This is a genomic window from Burkholderia sp. Bp8986 (genome assembly GCF_003854225.1).
Taxonomy (GTDB): domain Bacteria; phylum Pseudomonadota; class Gammaproteobacteria; order Burkholderiales; family Burkholderiaceae; genus Burkholderia.
The window spans coordinates 34788-55411 of the sequence record NZ_QTQM01000052.1 but is presented as its reverse complement, the minus strand read 5'-3'; the positions used below and the strand labels follow the sequence as shown (position 1 = coordinate 55411).

18 protein-coding genes and 1 pseudogene are annotated in these 20624 nt (G+C 69.5%); 12 read left to right on the top strand and 7 right to left on the bottom strand.

The window, feature by feature from the left end:
- The 5 genes from DID99_RS31900 to DID99_RS31880 all read left to right on the top strand — a co-directional run.
- The coding region (locus DID99_RS31900) for a TonB-dependent receptor (protein WP_124523786.1) at positions 1–123 on the top strand (123 nt) is incomplete at its 5' end.
- A gap of 34 nt (positions 124–157) precedes the next feature.
- A complete protein-coding gene (locus DID99_RS31895; RefSeq protein ID WP_124668311.1) occupies positions 158–1081 on the top strand; it encodes an ABC transporter substrate-binding protein in 924 nt (307 codons plus the stop codon).
- Between the two features lie 61 nt (positions 1082–1142).
- Positions 1143–1763, top strand: coding sequence for a nicotinamide riboside transporter PnuC (gene pnuC / locus DID99_RS31890; RefSeq protein ID WP_124668310.1), 621 nt, complete (start codon positions 1143–1145; stop codon positions 1761–1763).
- Positions 1764–1834: 71 nt separating this feature from the next.
- A complete protein-coding gene (locus DID99_RS31885) occupies positions 1835–3013 on the top strand; it encodes a phosphotransferase enzyme family protein (protein WP_124489213.1) in 1179 nt (392 codons plus the stop codon).
- Positions 3010–3924 carry a sulfurtransferase gene (locus tag DID99_RS31880; RefSeq protein WP_124668309.1) on the top strand — a complete coding sequence of 305 codons (915 nt, stop codon included), beginning with the start codon at positions 3010–3012 and terminating at the stop codon, positions 3922–3924. Before DID99_RS31885 ends, DID99_RS31880 begins: the two co-directional genes overlap by 4 nt.
- 91 nt (positions 3925–4015) lie before the next feature.
- Here DID99_RS31880 and DID99_RS38385 read toward each other — a convergent pair.
- From DID99_RS38385 to DID99_RS31845, 7 genes and pseudogenes are all read right to left on the bottom strand, one after another.
- A pseudogene (locus tag DID99_RS38385) lies at positions 4016–5253 on the bottom strand (LLM class flavin-dependent oxidoreductase).
- Between the two features lie 29 nt (positions 5254–5282).
- On the bottom strand, positions 5283–6968 hold the full coding sequence (locus tag DID99_RS31870) for an ABC transporter ATP-binding protein (RefSeq protein ID WP_124668308.1): 1686 nt from the start codon (positions 6966–6968) through the stop codon (positions 5283–5285).
- The gene (locus tag DID99_RS31865) at positions 6965–7834 is read right to left on the bottom strand and encodes an ABC transporter permease (protein WP_124668307.1); all 870 of its coding nucleotides are present in this window, start codon (positions 7832–7834) and stop codon (positions 6965–6967) included. The genes DID99_RS31870 and DID99_RS31865 overlap by 4 nt, the downstream gene beginning before the upstream one ends.
- 13 nt (positions 7835–7847) lie before the next feature.
- A complete protein-coding gene (locus tag DID99_RS31860; RefSeq protein ID WP_124668306.1) occupies positions 7848–8858 on the bottom strand; it encodes an ABC transporter permease in 1011 nt (336 codons plus the stop codon).
- Positions 8859–8917: 59 nt separating this feature from the next.
- Positions 8918–10558 (bottom strand): ABC transporter substrate-binding protein, encoded by a 1641-nt coding sequence (locus DID99_RS31855; RefSeq protein WP_124668305.1) that lies wholly within the window; start codon positions 10556–10558, stop codon positions 8918–8920.
- Between the two features lie 61 nt (positions 10559–10619).
- Positions 10620–11195, bottom strand: coding sequence for a GNAT family N-acetyltransferase (locus DID99_RS31850; RefSeq protein ID WP_124668304.1), 576 nt, complete (start codon positions 11193–11195; stop codon positions 10620–10622).
- Complete coding sequence (locus tag DID99_RS31845; protein WP_124668303.1) at positions 11192–12355, bottom strand: MsnO8 family LLM class oxidoreductase; 1164 nt, start codon at positions 12353–12355, stop codon at positions 11192–11194. The genes DID99_RS31850 and DID99_RS31845 overlap by 4 nt, the downstream gene beginning before the upstream one ends.
- Positions 12356–12694: 339 nt before the next feature.
- Between DID99_RS31845 and DID99_RS31840 the strand changes: the two genes are divergently transcribed.
- The 7 genes from DID99_RS31840 (at position 12695) to DID99_RS31805 (ending at position 20611) form a co-directional block, all read left to right on the top strand.
- Positions 12695–14002 carry an NtaA/DmoA family FMN-dependent monooxygenase gene (locus DID99_RS31840; protein WP_124668302.1) on the top strand — a complete coding sequence of 436 codons (1308 nt, stop codon included), beginning with the start codon at positions 12695–12697 and terminating at the stop codon, positions 14000–14002.
- Positions 14003–14185: 183 nt separating this feature from the next.
- Positions 14186–14989 carry a transporter substrate-binding domain-containing protein gene (locus DID99_RS31830; RefSeq protein ID WP_124489199.1) on the top strand — a complete coding sequence of 268 codons (804 nt, stop codon included), beginning with the start codon at positions 14186–14188 and terminating at the stop codon, positions 14987–14989.
- 4 nt (positions 14990–14993) lie between these two features.
- Entirely contained in the window at positions 14994–15728 is a 735-nt protein-coding gene (locus DID99_RS31825; RefSeq protein ID WP_124668301.1) for an ABC transporter permease, read from the top strand.
- A complete protein-coding gene (locus DID99_RS31820) occupies positions 15725–16492 on the top strand; it encodes an ABC transporter permease subunit (protein ID WP_044848614.1) in 768 nt (255 codons plus the stop codon). The genes DID99_RS31825 and DID99_RS31820 overlap by 4 nt, the downstream gene beginning before the upstream one ends.
- Positions 16493–16513: 21 nt before the next feature.
- The gene (locus DID99_RS31815; protein WP_124489196.1) at positions 16514–17893 is read left to right on the top strand and encodes an LLM class flavin-dependent oxidoreductase; all 1380 of its coding nucleotides are present in this window, start codon (positions 16514–16516) and stop codon (positions 17891–17893) included.
- A 112-nt stretch (positions 17894–18005) separates the two neighbouring features.
- The gene (locus tag DID99_RS31810; RefSeq protein WP_124668300.1) at positions 18006–19559 is read left to right on the top strand and encodes a sugar ABC transporter ATP-binding protein; all 1554 of its coding nucleotides are present in this window, start codon (positions 18006–18008) and stop codon (positions 19557–19559) included.
- Positions 19556–20611: an ABC transporter permease gene (locus DID99_RS31805; protein WP_124668299.1), complete on the top strand. Its 1056-nt coding sequence runs from the start codon at positions 19556–19558 to the stop codon at positions 20609–20611. The genes DID99_RS31810 and DID99_RS31805 overlap by 4 nt, the downstream gene beginning before the upstream one ends.
- Positions 20612–20624: the final 13 nt, after the last annotated feature.

The window sequence follows — 20624 nt, the reverse complement described above, 5'->3', positions numbered from 1 at the left end:
GTGTCGGTGGACAACCTGTTCAACAAGTTCTACTGGCGCGACGCGGGCGAGCAGCAGGGCGACGCGTACCTGTTCCCCGGCGCGCCGCGCACCGCGCGCGTGTCGTTGACCTATGATTTCTGATCGACGGCGTCGATCAGCCAATGGAGAACCTGGCATGACCCGGATCACGCTGATGCTCGAGTACTTTCACCCGTGGACCAATGCAGCGGGCTTCTATTTGGCCCGCGACGAGGGGTGGTTCGCGGAAGAGGGGCTCGACGTCGAAATCGTCGTTCCCGATCCGGCGCGCGGTGACGCGCTCGGGCATCTCGCGCGACACGACGTGGACTTCGGCGTGTTTCCGAGCAATCGCCTTTTCGTGCAGCGCGAGGCGGGTCACCCGCTCGTGAGCATTGCGGCGATCAACCATCGGGCGCTGGAGACGATCCAGACCGTGGCCGCGACGGGCATCGCCCGACCCCGTGATCTCGCCGGACGACGTCTGGCAATGAATCCGACGCCGCGCGGGATCGCGATGGTGCGCCATCTCGTGGCACATGACGGCGGTGATCCGGATGCGGTGACGATCGTCGACAGCGGCGTGCGTGAACTGCCGCCCGAGAGCTTTCTCGAGGGCGTGGCCGATGCGTCGTTCGGCAGCTATTGGGCATGGGATACGCTATTCGCATCGAGCGTACCGGACGGCGAACGCCGCATCTGGCCCGTCGATGAAATCGGTGCGCCGGCCTATCACAGCTACCTGCTCGGCGCGCACGAGGATACGCTGGAAACGCGCGGCGAGCTGGTGCGCGGCTTTCTGGCGGCGGCGCGACGCGGCTATCTCGCTGTCGCGCGGGAGCCGTTGCGAGGACTGCCGTCGCTCGAACGCGTCATTCCTTATTTTCCGACATCGCTGCTGCGCCGCTCGCTGCCGCTGATCGGTTCGACATGGACGCACGAGGGCGTGTGGGGCGTGCAACGCGAGGCGCTCCTGAATCCCTACGCGCAGTGGCTCGGCACACATGGCGTCTTGCGCGATGCCTCGCAGAGCCGTTACGCATTCACCAACGCGTTCCTGCCCGACGACACCGGTCGCTGAGCTTGGGCCGCGTCAGGCGGCCGCCGGCGTTTTATTCAAGACAAGGTAACTGACACATATCATGTCCGCACTCGAAATCATCGGCGTCGCCGTCAGCGCGCTCGCCATCTGGCTCACGGCGCGTCGCAAGATGCTGTGCTGGCCGATCGGGCTCGCGTCGGTGGCGCTGTATGGCTGGATTTTCTTCGACGCCAGGCTGTATTCGGATGCGCTGCTGCAAGGCGCGTTCGCCGCGCTTCAGCTGTACGGCTGGTGGCGCTGGCTGGCGCAGCAACGGCACGGCGACGATGCGGGGCGCGATGGCCCGCGAACCGTCGCGCCCGTCGGCGGCGTGCGCTTCGCACGGCTCGCGCCCGACCTGATCGCGGCGGTGAGCCTGAGCGCATTGCTCGGCGCGGCGATGGCTCGCTATACCGACGCCGCGCTGCCGTGGATAGACGCATCGCTCGCGGCATTCAGCCTCGTTGCACAACTCTGGACCGCGCGACGCTACATCGTTTCATGGACGTTGTGGATCGCCGTGGATGCTGTCTATGTCGGTGTATTCATCTACAAGGGCCTGTATCTCACGTCGGGGCTCTACGCGTTGTTTCTGGTTCTGGCGGCGCTCGGCTGGCGTGACTGGTCGCGTGCGGACACCGCACGGGAGACGTCGTACGTTGCATCGGGAAGCCGCATCTGATGGCATGCGATAGGACGAATCCAATGAAGTACCACACCGGACGCGCTCCGACGCCTTCCGTGAAGGCAGAGATGAACACGGGCGCACGCGATACGGGCGTGCTGGACGTACCGCCGCAATTCACCGTCGACGGCGAGACGTCGGTGCGCGATTGGCCACTCGTTACGCGTGATGACGTCGAACGGCTGTTCGCGGATTACGCAGACCTCGCGCCGCTCGCGAAGATTGCCTGGCATAGCCCCCGGCCGTTTTCGGCAGCCGTGCTTGCGCATACGCTCGATGGCCGCACATGGTTCGTGAAACGTCACCACGCCCGTCTGCGCAGCGCGCGTGGCCTCGCAGAGGAACACGCATTCATCGCGCACTTGCGCAACCGCGGCATGCCGGTACCCGACGTGCTGGCGGATCGTGCGGGCCGCACGGCGATTGCGTGTGGCGACTGGACGTGGGAGGTTCACGCGGCTGCGCCAGGGATGGACGCGTATCGCGGCGTGATGTCGTGGAAACCCTTCTTTCATCCGACCCACGCATGGTCGGCCGGCCGCACGCTTGCGCGCCTGCATCGGGCCGCGGCCGACTACGACGCCCCCGCCCGCGCATTGCAGCCGCTCCTGTCGAGCTTTCGCGTCCTTGGCAGTGCGAGCCTCGACGCCGCGCTCGACCGTTGGGTGGACGCCCAACCGGGACTCGCGCGGTCACTGGCATCGCGCGACTGGCGTGCCGATGTTGCCGAAACCATTGCGCCTTTGCACGCACGGCTCGTGCCGTTGCTGCCGGCGCTGCGACCGCTTTGGACGCACGGGGACTGGCACGCGTCGAATCTGCTTTGGACCGATGCATCTCCCGGCGCACAGGTACGTACGGTACTTGACTTTGGCCTGGCGGACCGGACTTGCGCCGTCTACGATATCGCACTCGCGATCGAGCGCAATACGATCGACTGGCTCGCCGCGCCTGCGGCACGCGCAGTCCAGTACGAGCATATCGCCGCGTTGCTCGACGGATACGAGTCGCTGGCGCCGTTGAGCGAGGCGGAGCACGAAGCGCTGGTCGCGCTGCTGCCGATCGTCCATACGGAATTCGCGTTGCTTGAAGTCGAGTACTTCGAGGATATTCTGGCGGATGCCGCAGGTGTCTCTGCCGCGTATGACGGCTATCTGATCGGTCACGCACGCTGGTTTCGGAGCCACGACGGGCAGCGGCTGCTCGCATGGCTACGGGCGCGGCGTCACAAGGAGGTGGGCAGATGAGTGGTGGAGCGTCCTTTGGACTGGAAAACCCGGCGGCAGATGCCGCTCGACGCGCACGTATCCTGGTCGGCCCGGACGAGCTTGCGGCTTGTCTCGATGAACCGGACGTGGTCGTGCTGGATGCCCATGTGGAGTTGCCGCCGCCGCGCTTCGACGGAGATTACCGGGTGACGAGCGGCCACGACGGTTGGCTCGCCCAGCGCATTCGGGGCGCACGCCATGCCGATTTCACGAGTGGTTTGAGCGCGCCGCACGAGACGCTTTCATTCATGCGACCCGCGCCGGCGGTGCTCGCGCGCGAACTCGCTGCGCTTGGCGTGACCAGCACGTCGCGCGTGGTGGTATACGACCGTGGCGACGGCTTGTGGTCTGCGCGGCTCTGGTGGATGTTGCGCTGGATCGGTCTCGATGCCCGGGTGCTCGATGGCGGCTGGCGAGCGTGGCGAGCGGCGAACCTGCCGGTCGATACGGGGCCAGCGAGCGCGGTGAAGCGAGGCCGCCTCGACGTGCGCGAGCGTGCGGGCATGTGGGCCGACCGTGCTGACGTGGAAGCAATGCTCGCAGGCTCGGTACGCGCCTCGCTTGTTTGCGCGCTGTCGGCCGAGGTCTATGCCGGAACGGCGCCGAGCCGTTATGCCCGGCGCGGACATATTCCGGGGAGCGTGAACGTCCCCGCGCGGAGTTTGCTCGACGCTACCGGGCGTTACGAAACGGCGCCCGGTCTGCTGCGCGCGCTGGGTTCGCTGGATGCCGCGCACCCTGTCTGCGTGTACTGCGGCGGCGGCATTTCCGCCGCGGTGAATGCCCTCGCACTCACGCTGGCGGGGTACGACAAGGTCTCCATCTACGATGGTTCGTTACAGGAATGGGCGGCCGATCCCGCTTTGCCGCTCGTCTCGGTATTCCGATAACGCTCGGCATGCGCGAGATGCACTCGTCGAGTCAATTGACGAGGGCAGGGTCGCATTGGCGCGCCCGGCCACACACCCGATGCTCGCCCGCTCATGCCGCGCGGGCGTGCCGGTTCGGCGGATACGGCAGCCCGAGATGCTCGCGCAGCGTCGCGCCTGCGTAATCGCGCCGGTACACGCCGCGCTCCTGCAGGATCGGCACGACCCGGGCAGCGAACTCGGCGAACGCGGCGGGCGTACCGCCGCGTACGATGAAGCCGTCCGTCGCACGCGCGTCGACCCACGCCTGCAACCCGTCGGCGACCTGCTCGGGCGTGCCCGCGAAACTCGGGCGCGGCGTGGCGGCCTCGAGCGCGACCTCGCGCAGCGTCAGGCCGCGTTCGGCGGCGTCGCGCTTGATCGAGTCGGTCGTGCTGCGGAACTGGTTGCTGCCGAGGTCGCCGAGGTCGGGAAACGGCGCATCGAGTGCGTACTGCGAGAAATCGTGGTGATCGAAGTAGCGGCCGAGATAGTCGAGCGCGTTGTCGATCGTCACGAGCCGCGCGCGGCGAGCCGTCGCTGAACGTCCGCGTAGAACGCCTGCGCGAGCGGGATCGTCTCCTGGCGCGTGTAGATTGCGTCCGCGTGTTCCGCCGCGACGCCCTTGCCGTCGTCCGACGCGCCGGCCTGGAACAGGATCGGGCGCCCTTGCCGCGAGCGGCCGATGTTCAGCGGGCCGGCCACCGAGAAGAATTCGCCGACATGATTCAGCGTGTGCAGCTTGGCCGGATCGAAGAACACGCCGCTTGCCTTGTCGCGCACGAATGCATCGTCTTCCCACGAATCCCAAAGCCCTTTCGTCACCGTCAGGAATTCCGACGCGATCCGGTAGCGCAGCGCGTGCTCCGGGTGTGCGCCACGCGAGAAATTCTTCGCTGAACCTTCGAGCGGCGACGTGACGACGTTCCAGCCCGCGCGGCCGTCGCTCAGATGATCGAGGCTCGAGAACTGTCGCGCGACGGTGAACGGATCGCTGTACGACGTCGACAGCGTGCCGACCAGCCCGATCCGCTCGGTGACGAGCGCGAGCGCCGACAGCAGCGTGAGCGGCTCGAAGCGGTTCAGGAAATGCGGAATCGACTTCGCGTTGATGTGCAGCCCGTCGGCGACGAACAGCAGGTCGAATTTGGCCGCCTCCGCCTGCCGCGCGAGCGTGCGGACGAAGTCGACGTTGATGCTCGCGTCGGCGACCGCATCCGGATGGCGCCATGCGGACATGTTGCCGGATGCGCCCTGGATGATGGCGCCGAGATGGATCTGGCGGGGAGTAGTGTGGATCGGTTGACTCATGGTGGCGGTTCGGTGAGGACGGGCAAGGTTCATGCGAGCGCGGCGAGCGGCGGCGCGGCATGCGCGCCGGCCAGCGGCGGCAGTGTCGGCAGCGCATCGAGCAGCGATGCGGTGTACGGGTGCGACGGCGCGCCGAACACGCGCTCGACCGGGCCGCTTTCGACCACCCGGCCGCCGCGCATCACGAGGATCCGGTCGGCGACGTGATGCACGACGCCGAGATCGTGCGAGATGAACAGCATCGCGGTGCCGTGCTCGGCCTGCAGATCGGCAAGCAGATCCAGCACCTGCGCCTGGATCGACACGTCGAGCGCGCTGACGGGCTCGTCCGCGACGAGCAGCGCCGGGTTCGACGCGAACGCGCGCGCGATCGCGACGCGCTGCCGCTGCCCGCCGGACAATTCGCGCGGGTAGCGGTCGATGCAGCCGGCGCCGAGTTGCACCTCGTCGAGCAGTTGCAGCACGCGGCGGCGGCGCGCATCGCCGCGGATACCGGCCGCGTCAAGGCTTTCGCCGACGATCTGCCCGACCGGGTAGCGCGGGTCGAACGAGCTGTACGGGTCTTGCGCGATCAGCTGGAGCCGGGCGCGCCGCGCGCGCCGTGCGGCTTCCGGCACACCGCTCCACGGCTGGCCGTCGAGCGCGACGGAGCCGCTGTCCGGCTCGACGAGCCCGAGCACGATGCGCGCGACCGTGGACTTGCCGGAACCGGATTCGCCGACGATGCCGAGCGTCTCGCCGCGTGCGAGCGTGAACGACACGCCGTCGACCGCGGCCGGCGCGGTGCGATCGCCGTAGCGTTTCGTCAGCGCGTCGACGGCCAGTACCGGTGCATGCGCATCGATGCGCTTCGGCGGCAGCGGAACGCGCGCGGCAGTCGCGAGCCGGAACCCGCGCGATGCCGGGGTGGGAATCGCCGCGAGCAATTCGCGCGTGTACGGATGCGCCGGCGCGGTCAGCACGTCGCGCGCCGGCCCCTGTTCGACGACCTGGCCGGCGCGCATCACGAGCACGCGATCGGCGAGCTCGGCGACGACCGCGAGATCGTGGCTGATCAACAGCACCGCGTCGCCGGCATCGCGGCGCGCGCGCAGCAGCGACAGGATCTGGCGCTGCACGGTCATGTCGAGCGCGGTGGTCGGCTCGTCGGCGATCAGCAGCGATGCGCCGCCCGCGATCGCGGTGCCGATCAGCACGCGCTGCCGCAAGCCGCCGGACAACTGGTGCGGATACTGCGGCAGCCGCCGCTCGGGGTCGTCGATGCCGACCGCGCGCAGCAGGTCGGCGCTGCGCGCCACGACGTCGCGCCCGCGCGTGTCGCGCAGCGCCTCGGCCACGAGGTCGCGCACGCGCCACAGCGGATCGAGCGACACCAGCGCGTCCTGCAGCACGTAGCCGATCCGGCGCCCGCGTATCGCGCGCCAGTCGCGCTCGCGATGGCCGCGCGCATCGGCGCCGGCGATCTCGAAGCGGGCGGCGTCGAGCACCGCGTGTGGTCCGTTCAGCCCGACGAGGCTGCGTGCGGTGACCGACTTGCCGGAACCCGATTCGCCGACGAGCGCGACGCATTCGCCGGCATGCACGGCGAGCTCGAGCGGCCCGACGACGGGCCGCGTGCCGTGCGCGCCGCGAAAGCCGATCGTCAGGCCTTCGATGCGGACCAGTGGTGCGGCGCGCGCCGGCGTTGCCGGCGCAGTGGATGCAATCGTGCTCATGCTGCCTCCCGGCGTTCGAAGCGGGCCTGCCAGTAGCCGCCGAGCGCATTCACGGCGATCACGGCCGCGGTGATCGCGAGGCCGGGCCACACCGCGATCCACCACGCGTTGTACAGATAGTTGCGGCCCTCGGCGAGCATCAATCCCCATTCCGCCGCGGGCGGCTGCGGCCCCATGCCGAGGAAGCTCAGTCCCGACGCGCCGATGATCGCGGTGCCCAGTCCGATTGTCGCGAGTACCGGAACCTGCGCGATCGCGTGCGGCAACACGTGCCGCCACACCAGCACCGCCGGTGCGAGGCCGAGCGTGCGCGCGTGCTCGACATGGCCGGATGCCGCGACGACGAAGGTCTGCGCACGCACCACGCGTGCGAAGCGCGGCACCGACGCGACGCCGAGCGCGAACACGAGATTGACCGCGCCGGGGCCGGTGAACGAGATCAGCATCAGCGCGAGCAGCAGGTCGGGGAAGGCGGACACGACGTCGAGCACGCGCGTGATCAGCTCGTCGAGCCAGCCGCGCGCGAGGCCTGCGAACAACCCGAGCACGGTGCCGCACACGGTCGCGACGCCGATCGCGGCCGCGCTGATCGACAGCGAGTAGCGGGCGCCGTACACGACCCGCGAGAAGATGTCGCGGCCGAGCTGGTCGGTGCCGAGCCAGTGCTCGGCGCTGCTGCCGAGCTGCGCGGACAGCGGATCGGCCGCCAGCGGGTCGTAGTGTGCGAGCCACCCGGGTGCGACGACGGCAACCACGTTCAGCAGCAGATAGACGGCGGCGAGCGCGAGGCCCGGGTGGCGGCGCAGCCAGCCGGCGGCGCCGGATGTCGCCGGGGCGCGCAACGCGAGATCGACGGGAGTGGACATCGAAGCCTCCGGTTCAGCGGGCTGCGCGGCGATCGCGCAGCCGGGGATCGATCAGCAGGTACAGCAGGTCGACGGCGGTGCTGAGCGCGACGTAGATCGCCGCGGACAGGATCGCGATCGCGAGGATCACCGGCATGTCCTTCGACAGCACGGCGTCGACCGTCACCTTGCCGAGACCGGGCCGGCCGAACACCTGTTCGGTGATCACCGCGCCGCTCAGCAAGCCACCGACGAGCCAGCCGGCGAGCGTGACGGCCGGCAGCGCCGCGTGGCGCAGCGCATGGCGCACGCGCAGCGCGAGCCCGCCCACGCCCCACGAACGCACCGTGAGCGCGTACGGTTCGTCGAGCGCGCGCTCGATGCCTTGCCGCAGCACGCGGCCGATCACCGCGCCCTGGGCGAGCCCGAGCGACAGCGCGGGCAGCACGAGCGACGCGAAGCCGCGATCGCCGGCCACCGGGAACAGCTTCAACGTGAAGCTGAACACGAACAGCAGCATGATGCCGAGCCAGAACGAAGGCGTCGACGCGAGCAGCAGCTCGATGCCGGACGCGGCACGCCCGGCCCAGCGGCGGCCGGCGGTCAGCACCGCGAGGCCGACCGAGAACGCGATCGTCACGACGAGCGCCGCGCCCGTCAGCTTCAGCGTCGGCCACAGCTGGCCGAGCACGAGCGGCGCGACGTCGGTGTTCAGGATGTACGAGCGGCCGAACTCGCCATGCAGCACGCGCCACAGGTAATGCACGTATTGCAGCGGGAGCGGCTCGTCGAGTCCCCATTCCTGGCGGATCGCCGCTTCGATCTCCGGCGTGCTCAGTTGCTCGCCGATCAGGATGCTCACGATATCGCCCGGTGCGAGATGCACGGCCGCGAACGACAGCGTGACCGCGGCCCACAGCACGAGCGCGCCGGTCGCGAGCCGCGTCGCGACCGGCGAACGCGGCCAGCGGCGCCAGGCAGCCGGCGGTCGTGCGGCCGGCCGCGCGTCCGGCACGGGGACGGGAGCGGAAGGCGAAGGGTTCATGTGAAATCTCCTGTCGGTTCGGCGCGGTGTGCGGGGCAACGCGGTCGACGCGCGCCCGCTTACTTCTTCACCCACACGTCGTACGGGTTCTCGGGCATCTGCGCGAACGAGCGGAAGCGCAGCCCCTGGACCGCCTTCGCGGCGGCGATCTGGTCTTCGGGCTCGTACAGCGGCACCGCGTACGCCTGCTCGTTGATCGCGAAGTGCTGCAGTTCGCCGTACAGCTTCTTGCGTTCCGCGACGTTTTGCGTGCGCGCGGCCGCCTGCAGCCAGCGGGTCAGCTCGGGCGCCGCGGCACGGCTGTAGTTCAGCGCGCCGCCGCGATCGACGGGCAGGTAGTGGCCTTCGATGTCGATGCCGTCCGGCGGCGTGTTCGAGTTCGCGATCGAGCCGAACTTGCCGCTCTTGCGCGCTTCGACGTACGTGCCGTCGTCGACGTACTGGATCTTCAGGTCGACGCCGAGTCGCTGCCGCGCCTGCGCCTGCAGTGCCTGCAGCAGCACGTCGCGCTGGTCGCGCACCGTCGCCTGCGCCTGGATCACCGCGATCGTCAGCCGTTCGCCGTTCTTCGTGCGGTAGCCGCCGCTGTCGCGGACGTTCCAGCCGGCTTCGTCCAGCAGCTGATTCGCGAGCTTCGGATTGTTGCCGTAGGTCTTCTCGATCGACGCGTCGTAGAACGGATCGATCGGCGACGTGATGCCCCATGCGCGCGTGCGTTCGCCGCGATAGATCGACTGCACGATGCCGCTCGTGTCGAGCCCTTCGAGCAGCGCGCGGCGCACTTTCACGTCCTGCGTGGGACCGTACGCGACATTCAGGAACAGCGAATAGGGCGTGCCGGTGTTCAGTGCGCTGCGGTAGGTGAAATCGGCGTTCTTGCGGATCAGCGCCGCGTCGTTGCCCGACACGCCTTCGATCACGTCGACCTGGCCCGACAGCAGCGCGCCGGTGCGTACCGACGATTCGGGCAGGAACCGGTAGACGACCCGGTCGAGATACGCGGGGCCCTGGTGGCCCGCCGTCGGCGGCGCCCAGCGATAGTCGGGATTCTTCGCGAACTCGATTTCCTGTCCTTTCACGTAGCGGCGCAGGATGAACGGGCCGGTGCCCGCGATATCGGTGCCGCCCGACTTCAGGCTTGGCCGCTCGAACGCGTTCGGCGACAGCAGCGGCAGCCGGCCGGCGAACGTCAGGAACGGCGCATACGGCGCGTCGAGCGTGATCGCGACCGTGCGCTCGTCGGGCGTCTTCACGTCCGCGACGTGCGAGATCAGCCGCGCGAGCTGGCTGCCGGCCGAGTACGACAGTTCGCGCGCATTCAGGAAGTTGCGGGCGACGGCCTTCGCGTCGAACGGCGCGCCGTCGGTGAACTTCACGCCGTCGCGCAGCGTGAACGTGTAGGTCTTGCCGTCGGCGGAAACCTTGTAGCCGGTCGCGAGCCACGGCACGTAGCTGCCGTCCGGCTTCTGCGCGAGCAGGCTTTCGTACGCGTTGCGCAGCAGCAGCTCGACCTTGTCCTGGCCGTTCAGTTGCGGATTCAGCGTGCGCGGCTCCGTCTCGACGCCCCAGGTCAGCGTGCCGCCGGAGACGGGCGTGCCCTGTGCGAAGGCCGCGTACGGCAACGCGAGCGCGAGCAGCACTGCGGCCGAAGCGGTGCGGCGCGAAGCGCGGAGAGTGGAATCCGGAAATGCGAATGTCATGCGTGGAAGCCTTTTACGAAGGAGGTAGCAGGGGGGGGTGCGAAGCCCGGCGGACGGGGCGTCACGCGTTCGCGTGGAGCGGCGCGCCGTGCGCGTTGGTATCGTCCGCCGCCGGGTCCGGACAGAGATCCGGGATCAGGATTTTGCGCAGCCAGACGAGCGGCGTGCCGAGCGCGTTCGTCGAGCGATCGAACGGCACGTAGCCATTGCGTTCGTAGTACGGCTGCAGCCACGGATGGTTGGTCGCGGTCGCGAGACAGGTCGCGGGTGCCTTGAGCTGCGCCGCGAGGAACTGCGTCTCGACGTGCGCGAGCAGCGCGTTTCCGAACCCCCGCCGCTTGAGCGCGGGGGCGACCGCGAACCAGTGCAGGAACGGATACGGCGTGCGATGGCGTTCGCCGGATACCCACGGAAACCGCACGGTCAACGTGGCCGCGAGGGTCGGACGGCCTTCCGGTGTCGCGTGTTCGAGCACGAACGTGGTTTCGCGCGCGACGGTCTGCGCGACGCGTTCGATCGGCGAGCGCGTGATCGTGAAATGCACGCCCTGCGGCACGAGCGGCGCATACGCATCCTGCAGCAGCACATAAAGGGCCGGCACGTCGGCGGCGCCGGCGATGCGGATCGTATCGGTCATCGCGCGGTGCCCTCGAAGTCCGGTTGCCGTGCCGTCGCGCGCTCGCGCGAACCGTGCGCATCGGGCTGGTGCCGCGCCGCCGCCGCGCCGCGCTCGTCGGCCGACGCGCCGGCCAGCAGCCGCAGCGACGCAATTCGCGGTGCGGCATCGGCGAGCGGCGTGTCGACGATGAATTCGGCAACGCCGTGGCGGCGATGCAATGCATCCAGTTCGTGCAGCACGTCGTCGCGCGTACCGTGCGCGATCCGTGTTTCGCGCGGATCGATCCGGTGCGGGCCGCCGCCGGCTTGGCGGATGTAGGCGTGCGCCTGTTCGAGGCTGCCGACGTTGACGGCGGGCGTGTCGCCCACCTGCACGCGAAAGCCCTGATGTCCGTGCGCGAGTTGCGTGGCGGCGTCGCGGGTTGTCGCGACGATCGCGGAGACCGCGAGCAGCGGCGTGCGGCCGCCGGACGCGCTTCGATACGCGTCGAACGTGCGTTCGAGATCCGTTGCGGACGCATTCAGGTGCGACGCATAGACGAACGTCCAGCCGAGCCGTGCGGCGAGTTCCGCGCTTTGCACGCTCGCACCGAGCAGGAACGGTCGTGCGGGTACGGGCGGCAGCGGCGTCGCGTGCGGTGTCGCGCTGTCCGCGTCCGATGTGTCGGGCCGTGTGCCGTCGTGTCGAAGATGACGATTCAGCGCGTCGGCCAGATCGGCGAACGACGCGCGCCGGGCCGGATCGTAGCCGGCCTGCAGCGCGCGCGTCGACAGCGGCAGGCCGCCCGGCGCCTTGCCGATACCGAGATCGACGCGGCCCGGTGCGAGCGACGCGAGCAGGTTGAAGTTCTCGGCGATCTTGTACGGACTGTAGTGCTGCAGCATCACGCCGCCCGAGCCGACGCGGATGCGCCGCGTATGCGCGAGCACGTGCGCGATCAGGATCTCCGGCGACGGGCACGCGAGCGCGGCGGTGTCGTGATGCTCGGCGAGCCAGTAGCGGTGATAGCCGGCGGTGTCGGCGAAGCGCGCGAGCGATACGCTGCGCGCCAGCGCGTCGGCGGCCGTTTCTCCCGGCGCGACCGGGCTCTTGTCGAGCACGCTCACGCGGAACGGCAACGCGGACAGAGCGGACGGAGCGGACGAATCGGAGTCGGAGCGGATGGCGTCGAACGTCATGATGAAGCGATCGGCGCGAGTCGGAGCGGCCTGATCAACGGGTTTGGCATGCCGAATTATTTTGCGCCGCCGTTCGCACGGTCAAACAATCAAGAAGAATATCGAAAGCCGAAAATATTCGTTCCGGCCGCCCGGGGCGCTTGCGTTATGGTCGGTGGCTGCGCGCCCCGCGGCGCGTTCCCGGCGCATGCGGGACGGTCCGGCGCGAGCGTGCTCGCCGTCGCGATGCCGGCATGCGGCCGCCGATCAAACGAAATCACGAGGAGTGCAGATGAACGATCCACGCGAACGAAACGCGACGCGCAGCGCACGCCATCGCGCGACGAGCGGAGCCGCGTCATGAGCGGCGCACGCAGACGACTGAAGACGCTCGTCGGCGCGGCGAGCGTGCTGTACGCACCCGGCGACCCGGATGTCGCGCACGGTGTGCGACGCGCGGCGTCGCTCGCACGCAAGGCGGAGGCCGAGAAGATCACCGGCCTCTTTACCGCCGACCTGCTGCAGGCCGATGCGGCCGGCCTCGCCGGCACCACCGGCAGCCAGGAGCCGATCGTCGCGCTGGCCGCGCTGAGCCAGGCGACCTCGGCGATCGGCCTCGTCGCGACGGTATCGACCACGTATCACCATCCGTACAACCTCGCGCGGCTGATCGGCACGCTCGATCACGTGAGCGGCGGGCGGGCCGCGTGGAACGCGGTCACGTCGTCGGTCGGCGAGGAGAATTTCGGCGATGCGGCGCTGCCCGACCCCGAACGGCGTTACGCACGGGCGGCCGAATTCGTCGAAGTCGTCAACGCGCTGTTCGATGCGAACGATCCGGACGCGACGCGGCGCGCTCAGGGCGGCGGCATTTCGGTCGACCCGCGCAAGCTCGGCGCGATCGACTACCACGGCGAGCACTTCCAGGTGCAGGGGCCGCTGAACGTGCCGCCGTCGCCGCAGCGCAGGCCGGTGCTGTTTCAGGCCGGGCAGTCGGCCGGCGGCGTAGCGCTTGGCGCGCGGTACGCGGAGGTCGTCTACACGTCTCAGCCGACGCACGACGATGCGCGCGCGTTCGTCGGCGCGCTGCATCGGCAGGCCGCCGCGTTCGGCCGCGGCGACCGGCTGCCGCTCGTGATGAACTCGTTTCATTCGGTGATCGGCGAATCCGATGCCGACGTCGCGCGACGGTTGCGCGACAAGCATGAACGCATCGATTACGAACAAGGCAGGCTGAAGCTCGCCGACATGCTCGGCGGCGGCGTCGACCTGCGCGACCTGCCGCTCGACCAGCCGTTGCCGGCGTCGCTGCTGCCGGCCATCGACAGCGTGCATCGCCGGCGCGGGCGGGTTGCGATCTTCGTCGGCTATGCGCGCCAGCGGCTGACGCTGCGCGAGCTGATCGTCCGCGCCCAGGAGACCGGCCACTGGTTCGTCGCCGGCACGCCTGAACAGCTCGCCGACGCGATCGAGGCGCGCTATCGCGCGGGGCTCGTCGACGTGCTGTCGCTGCACGGGCTCGGCCAGCCCGACCAGGAAGACCTGCTGCTCAACGGCTTGCTGCCCGAGCTGCGGCGTCGCGACCTGCTCGATACGGACTACGTGGGCGGCGATTTCCGCGCGAACCTGGAGCTGCCGGCTTTGCAGCGCGAAACGGCGCTGGCGTGAGCGGGCGAACGGCCGAACGGTGCACCGTGCTTCTCGTTCGGCGGTGCGCCGTTGCGCCATATCGCGCAATCAGATATCCATCGAAAAAATAACCATTTGGTACACGCTTGCGCGCGCTTTACAGTCTGGCCTCCTGCCGGCTGCAACGCCGGTCGTTTCGACGTTATTTCAGAAATTCGCCACATGAATCGTTTGATGCGTTCCAGGGTCCGCCGTGCCGCGGCCGCGCTGTTCGTACTCGGCCTCGTGCCGGCTTCCCATGCAGCCCAGCCGACGTTGCGCGTCGGCATCGACGCCGAGTCGTATCCGCCGTTCTTCTCGAAGGACGCGGCCGGCAAGTGGAAGGGCTGGGAAATCGACCTGCTCGATGCCGCGTGCGGCAAACTGAACGTGCGCTGCGAGCTCACCGACATTGCGTGGGACGGCCTGATTCCGGCATTGCAGAACCGCAAGATCGACGTGATCTGGTCGTCGATGACGATTACCGGCGAACGGCAGAAGGCGATCGATTTCAGCCGTGCCTATTACGAGTCGCCGACGGTGTTCGTCGGCGCGAAAAGCGACCGGCGCCGCGTCGATTGCGCGGTGCCCGCGAGCTTCAAGGGCCGCGTGATCGGTGTCGAGGCCGGCACGAACTTCTCGGCGTTCCTCGACTCCCGCTTCAAGCCGGACGCGCAGATCAAGGCCTTCGACAAGTTCGACAACGCGCTCGCGGATCTGGTGTCCGGCCGGGTCGACTACGTGCAGGAAGGCAAGGGGCTGTTTACGGCATTCCTCGCGTCGCGCGACGGCAAGGACTTCGAGATCAAGGCGACCTGCGCGGACAATCCGGTGCTGGGCCTCGGCATCGGCGCGGGCGTGCGCCAGGGCGATGCGCTGCGCGGCAAGCTGTCGACCGCGATCGCGCAACTGCAGCAGGACGGCACGTGGGATGCGATCACCGCCCGCTATCCGAACCTGAAGGGCACGATCGAGAAGGGCCGCTGACGCGATGGCCGCGGACGATTCGCTGCTCGCGTTGCTCGCATTCGGCGACGGCGGCTATGGCCGCGTGTTCGCGGGCGCGTTCGCGCTGACGTTCGGCGTCGCGGCAGCGTCGTTCGGCACCGGCGTGCTGCTCGCCATCGCCGGCGCGCTCGGCAAGCTGTCGCGCCACGCGCCGCTCGCGTGGCTCGCGCGGCTCTACACGACGCTGGTGCGCGCGCTGCCCGAGCTGTTGTGCCTGCTGCTCGCGTTCTATGCGCTCGCGCCTGCCGTCGAGGCCGCGCTGCACCGCGGCGGCCTCGCGCCCGACGGCTTCGCGTTCCCGCCGTTCCTCGTCGCGGCGCTGTCGCTCGGGTTCATCCAGGGTGCGTATCTGACCGACATCTTCCGCGCGGCGCTCGTCAATGTGCCGGCCGGGCAGATCGAAGCCGCGCACGCGTACGGGATGACGCCGTGGCAGACGTTCGCGCGCATCCGGCTTCCGGCCGCCGTGCGGCTCGCGTTGCCGGGCACGGGTAACGTGTGGCTGAACGCGACCAAGGATGCGTCGTTCATCAGCGTGCTCGGCTCGTTCACGGATCTGCTGAAGGCGAGCCAGCTCGCGGCCGGCGCGACGCGCCACTACGTATTCTTCTATCTCGTCACGGCCGCGCTGTTCCTGTTGCTGAGCATCGCGTCGACGGGACTCTTCGCGGCGCTCGAGCGCCACGCGAACCGTGGCACGAGGCGCGCAACCGCATGATCTTCTCGCTGCCATTCCTGCTCGACACGGTGATGCCGAAGCTGCTCGCCGCGGTGCCGACGACGCTCGCGCTGACGCTCGTGTCGGGCGCGGCCAGCGTGCTGCTGGGCGTGCCGCTCGCGCTCGCCGCTGGCGCGCGCCATGCGCCGCTGCGCTGGTCCGCGCGCGGCTGGCTCATGCTGATTCGCGGCACGCCGCTGCTCGTCCAGCTCTATTTGCTTTACTACGGATTCGGGCAGATCGTGCCGCGCGAATGGATGCGCGACAGCTGGGCGTCGCCGCTGCTGCGCGACGCGTTCTGGTACGCGATCGTCGCGTTGAGCGTGAACGAGAGCGCGTATGTCGCGACGATCCTGCGCGGCGCGATCGCCGGCGTGCCGGCCGGCGAGATCGAAGCCGGGCACGCGTACGGCATGACGCGCGTGCAGGTGCTGCGCCGCATCGTCGGCCCGCGCGCGTGGCGGCTCGCGCTGCCCGCGCTCACCGGCGAGGCGATCCTGCTGCTGAAATCGACCGTCCTCGCGTCGACCGTGACGGTGTTCGACGTGATGGGAACGGCCAATACGCTGCGCTTCGAGACGTTGCGCGTGTACGAGCCGCTGGTCGGCGCGGCTGTCGTCTATGTCGTGCTGGTCGCGCTGCTCACCATTCCGGCCGCTCGTCTCGAGAGGCATGTCAATCGCCACCTGACGCGCACCCCCGACGCTCGCGTCCCCGTACGCCGCCGCCGCGCGTCGCCGGACGCGTGGGCGGCCCCCAACTGATTCCTGGTAACGAACCTGACGATGTCCGATCCTCGCCCCTTGCTGTTTTCCCTGTATGAACAAGCCAGCGTCGGCTGCGGCGGCGCGCCGAGCCTGTGGACCCATCCCGCCGACGAACGGCTGCGCGCGAATACGCTCCCGTTCTGGTCGAACCTCGCGCGCACGGCCGAGCAGGCCGATCTCGACATGCTGTTCTTCGCGGACGTGCTCGGCCTGTACGACGTCTATGGCGGATCGGCCGACGCAGCGGTCCAGTGGGCGGTCGAGGCGCCCGCGAACGATCCGATGATGCTGATTCCGGCGCTCGTCGCGCAGACCGAGCGGCTCGCGTTCGGCGTGACGGCGAGCACGACCTACGAGCACCCGTTCGCGCTCGCGCGCCGCTTCAGCACGCTCGATCACCTGAGCAACGGCCGGATCGGCTGGAACATCGTGACGTCCTACCTGACGAGCGCGGCGCGCAACTTCGGGCTCGACCGGATGATCGGCCACGACGAACGCTACGCGCGCGCGGAGGAGTTCCTCGACGTCGTGTACAAGCTGTGGGAAGGGAGCTGGGCGGACGATGCGGTGGTCGCCGACAAGCAAGCGCCGCGCTATGCGCGCGGCGACCGCGTGCGGCCGATCGCGCACGAAGGCACGCACTACCGCGTGCAGGGGCCGCACGTCTGCGCGCCGTCGCCGCAGCGCTCGCCCGTGCTGATCCAGGCCGGCTGGTCCGGGCGCGGGCGCGAGTTCGCGGCGAAGCACGCGGAGGTGGTGTTCGTCGCGAAGTCGAATCCGCACGAGATTCGTGCGGGCCTCGACGAGATTCGCCGGCTCGCGACGGAGCGCGGCCGCGCGGCGGACGACGTGAAGTCGCTGACCGTGCTGCGGATCGTGACCGCGCGCTCGTCGAGCGACGCGAAGGAGAAATACCACACGCTGCAGCAGCACTATCACCAGCACGCGCAACTCGTCAGCTATGCGGGCGACACCGGCATCGACATCGACCGCTATGCGGACGACGAACCGCTGACGACGCACACGGAAGGGCTCACGTCCTACGTGGTGCGGCCCGACGGCAGCGGCAAGCCGCTCACCGCCGGCGACGTGCGGCGCAAGTTCGCGAGCGTCACGCGCGGCACCGACCTGATCCTCGTCGGCTCGCCCGACGAGGTCGCCGATCAGCTCGCCGAGCATGCGCGCCAGTCGACGACGAGCGGCTACATGCTCAATCCGCTGATCAGCCCGGGCACGCTCGACGATTTCGCCGAGCTGATCGTGCCGGAACTGAAAAAGCGCGGCCTGTACCGCACGACGGCGCCGGCCGGCACCTTCCGCTCGCGGCTGAGCGGCCGCGACCGCCTGCCGGACACCGCGCACGGCGCGTCGTTCCGGCAAGCCGCCATCCGCATCTGACGGACGGTGACGCGCCGGTCGATACGGAACGACTATCAGGGGAGGGGCGTGACGTGAACCACGACGTGCTGTTCCGGCTGCAACCGCGCCGTGCCCGACAGGGGCTTCCGGCATGAATTCGACGGCGAACGAGAATGCCGGTTCGGTGCGCGAAGGCCGAACAAGTCGATCGGCGTCGTCGCCCGTCCTGAGCGCCGCCGGCATCGCGAAGCGTTTCGACGCGACCGTCGCGCTGTCGGCGTTGAACCTGACGATCGACGCGGGCGAAGTGGTCGCGCTGATGGGCGCGAACGGCGCGGGCAAGTCGACCTTCGTCAAGATCCTGAGCGGCGTGCTGCGGCCGGACGGCGGCACGCTGACACTGCGCGGCCAACCGTACCGGCCGGCGTCGCCGCACGCGGCCAAGCGGCTCGGTGTCGCGACCGTACACCAGTCGGTCGCCGACGCGGTCGTGCCGACGCTGTCGATCGCCGACAACCTGCTGCTCGACCGGCTGTGCGATCGGGCGTCGCCGTGGCGCGCGACGCCGGCCGCGCGGCGTGTCGCGGCGCGACCGCTCGCCGCGCGGGTTGGGCTCGACGTCGACCTGGCCGCGCCGCTCGCGTCGCTGTCGCTGGCGGACCAGCAACGCGTGACGTTGGCGCGCGCGCTCGGCGCTCAGCCGTCGCTGCTGATACTCGACGAGCCGACCGCCAGCCTGTCCGCACCGGAGGCCGAGCGGCTCTTCGCGCTGCTGGACGCGCTGCGCCGCGATGGCGTGGCAATCCTGCTGGTGTCGCATCGGCTCGGCGATTTGCGGCGCATGGCCGATCGCGTGGCGATCGTCCGCGACGGCCGCATCGTCGCGGATCTGCCCGCGCCCGTCGATCTGGATGCGGCGGTGCAGACGATGATCGGGCGGCCGTTGCCGAACACGCGTGAGCCGGTGCCGGCCCGCGCCGCGCCGCGCGAACCGGACGCGGCATTCAGCATGCGGCGCATCCGGCTGACGCCGGCCAGTACGCCGTTCGACCTCGACGTGCGGCGCGGCGAGATCGTCGCGATCGCGGGGCCGGTGGGCGGCGGCAAGTCGCGCCTCGCCAATACGATCTTCGGCGCCGCGCGCGCGGTGGCCGGCGACATGACGCTCGACGGGCGGCCGTGGCGGCCGCGTTCGCCGGCGGATGCGATTCGCGCCGGCGTCTTCCTGGCCGGCGAGGACCGCTGGCGCACGTCGCTGTTTCCCGACAGCGTGCCGTTCGCATCGATCGCGGGCACGATCGGCTTTCCGTTTCTGGCGCGCTGGTTCGCGCGCGGCCCGGTGGGCAGGGCGCGCGAACGCGCGGCCGCCGCGGCGGCGATCGCGCGGTTCGGCATCCGCTGCACCGGCCCGGACGATCGCGTGGCTCACCTGTCCGGCGGCAACCAGCAGAAAGTCGTGCTCGCACGCTGGCATGCCGAACCCGCGCGGCTGTTGCTGCTCGACGAGCCGTTTCAGGGCATCGATGCCGGCGCGCGGGCCGATATCGTCGATACGTTGCGGCGTCATGCGCAGGCGCGCGCGACGATCGTGTTCGTCAGCGATCTCGAGGAAGCTGCCGAGATCGCGGATCGTATCGTGCGGTTCGATCGCGCGACGCTCGATGACCCGCCTCCGACGTCCTCCACCTTGCGTGACTGCTCATGAAAACCGTGACTTCTTCCGCCGGGCACGATGCCGCGCCCGTCGAACGACCGCGCGCCGCGGCGGCCCGCGTCCGCGACGCACTCGAGCGCACGGGCATCCTGCTCGTGCTGATCCTGCTGGTGATCGGGTTTGCGCTCAGGGAGCCTGCGTTCCTGAACGTCGACAATCTGTTCAGCATCCTGCAGTCGGTATCGATCGTCGCGTTGCTCGGCATCGGCGTGACGATCACGCTCGCGGCCGGCGGTTTCGACCTGTCGGTCGGCAGCGTGGCCGCGACCGCGCAGATGGCGGCCAGCTATGTGCTGGTCGTGTGGCACGGCGGCACGCTGGCGGCGGTGTTCGCCTGCGTGACGCTCGGCGTGGCCGCCGGGTGGTTCAACGGCGTGCTGATTACGCGCCTGCGCGTTCCCGACCAGCTCGCGACGCTCGGCACCTTGTTCCTGATGGCCGGCCTGCAATTGATTCCGACCGGCGGCCGTTCGCTCGCGACCGGCTCGGTGCTGCCCGACGGCACGGACGCGACCGGCGTGTTCCCCGACGCCTTTCTCGCGCTCGGCCGGCTGCGCGTGTTCGACGTGGTGCCGCTGCCGGTGCTGCTGCTCGCAGCGGTTACGGCCGTGGCCTGTGTCGCGATGGAGGCCACCCGATGGGGCCGCGTGATCTACGCGATCGGCGGCAACGAAACGGCCGCGCGGCTCGCCGGCGCGCCCGCCGCGCGCTACCGGGTCGCCGCGTACGTCGTATCGGGGGCGATCGCGTCGCTGGGCGGCGTATTGATCGCCGCGCGGGTCGGTCGCGGCGACGTGAGCGCCGGCCACTCGCTGCTGCTCGACGCGGTGGCCGCCGCGCTGATCGGTCATGCGGTATGGGGCGCGAAGCGGCCCAACGTGTTCGGTACCGTCGTCGGCGCGGTATTCGTCGGCGTGCTGCTCAACGGGCTGACGATGCTGAACGCGCCGTACTACATGCAGGATTTCATCAAGGGCGCGCTGCTCGTGCTCGCGCTGGCGTTTACGTTCGGCATTGGGCGCCGCACGGATGCGCGAGCGTGATGCGCATGCCGCG

Excerpts from the sequence above, each read along its gene's own strand:
- DID99_RS31895 (WP_124668311.1), top strand. The coding sequence starts at position 158 with ATGACCCGGATCACGCTGATGCTCGAGTACTTTCACCCGTGGACCAAT.
- pnuC (WP_124668310.1), top strand. The coding sequence starts at position 1,143 with ATGTCCGCACTCGAAATCATCGGCGTCGCCGTCAGCGCGCTCGCCATC.
- DID99_RS31885 (WP_124489213.1), top strand. The coding sequence starts at position 1,835 with ATGAACACGGGCGCACGCGATACGGGCGTGCTGGACGTACCGCCGCAA.
- DID99_RS31880 (WP_124668309.1), top strand. The coding sequence starts at position 3,010 with ATGAGTGGTGGAGCGTCCTTTGGACTGGAAAACCCGGCGGCAGATGCC.
- DID99_RS31870 (WP_124668308.1), bottom strand. The coding sequence starts at position 6,968 with ATGAGCACGATTGCATCCACTGCGCCGGCAACGCCGGCGCGCGCCGCA.
- DID99_RS31865 (WP_124668307.1), bottom strand. The coding sequence starts at position 7,834 with ATGTCCACTCCCGTCGATCTCGCGTTGCGCGCCCCGGCGACATCCGGC.
- DID99_RS31860 (WP_124668306.1), bottom strand. The coding sequence starts at position 8,858 with ATGAACCCTTCGCCTTCCGCTCCCGTCCCCGTGCCGGACGCGCGGCCG.
- DID99_RS31855 (WP_124668305.1), bottom strand. The coding sequence starts at position 10,558 with ATGACATTCGCATTTCCGGATTCCACTCTCCGCGCTTCGCGCCGCACC.
- DID99_RS31850 (WP_124668304.1), bottom strand. The coding sequence starts at position 11,195 with ATGACCGATACGATCCGCATCGCCGGCGCCGCCGACGTGCCGGCCCTT.
- DID99_RS31845 (WP_124668303.1), bottom strand. The coding sequence starts at position 12,355 with ATGACGTTCGACGCCATCCGCTCCGACTCCGATTCGTCCGCTCCGTCC.
- DID99_RS31840 (WP_124668302.1), top strand. The coding sequence starts at position 12,695 with ATGAGCGGCGCACGCAGACGACTGAAGACGCTCGTCGGCGCGGCGAGC.
- DID99_RS31830 (WP_124489199.1), top strand. The coding sequence starts at position 14,186 with ATGAATCGTTTGATGCGTTCCAGGGTCCGCCGTGCCGCGGCCGCGCTG.
- DID99_RS31825 (WP_124668301.1), top strand. The coding sequence starts at position 14,994 with ATGGCCGCGGACGATTCGCTGCTCGCGTTGCTCGCATTCGGCGACGGC.
- DID99_RS31820 (WP_044848614.1), top strand. The coding sequence starts at position 15,725 with ATGATCTTCTCGCTGCCATTCCTGCTCGACACGGTGATGCCGAAGCTG.
- DID99_RS31815 (WP_124489196.1), top strand. The coding sequence starts at position 16,514 with ATGTCCGATCCTCGCCCCTTGCTGTTTTCCCTGTATGAACAAGCCAGC.
- DID99_RS31810 (WP_124668300.1), top strand. The coding sequence starts at position 18,006 with ATGAATTCGACGGCGAACGAGAATGCCGGTTCGGTGCGCGAAGGCCGA.
- DID99_RS31805 (WP_124668299.1), top strand. The coding sequence starts at position 19,556 with ATGAAAACCGTGACTTCTTCCGCCGGGCACGATGCCGCGCCCGTCGAA.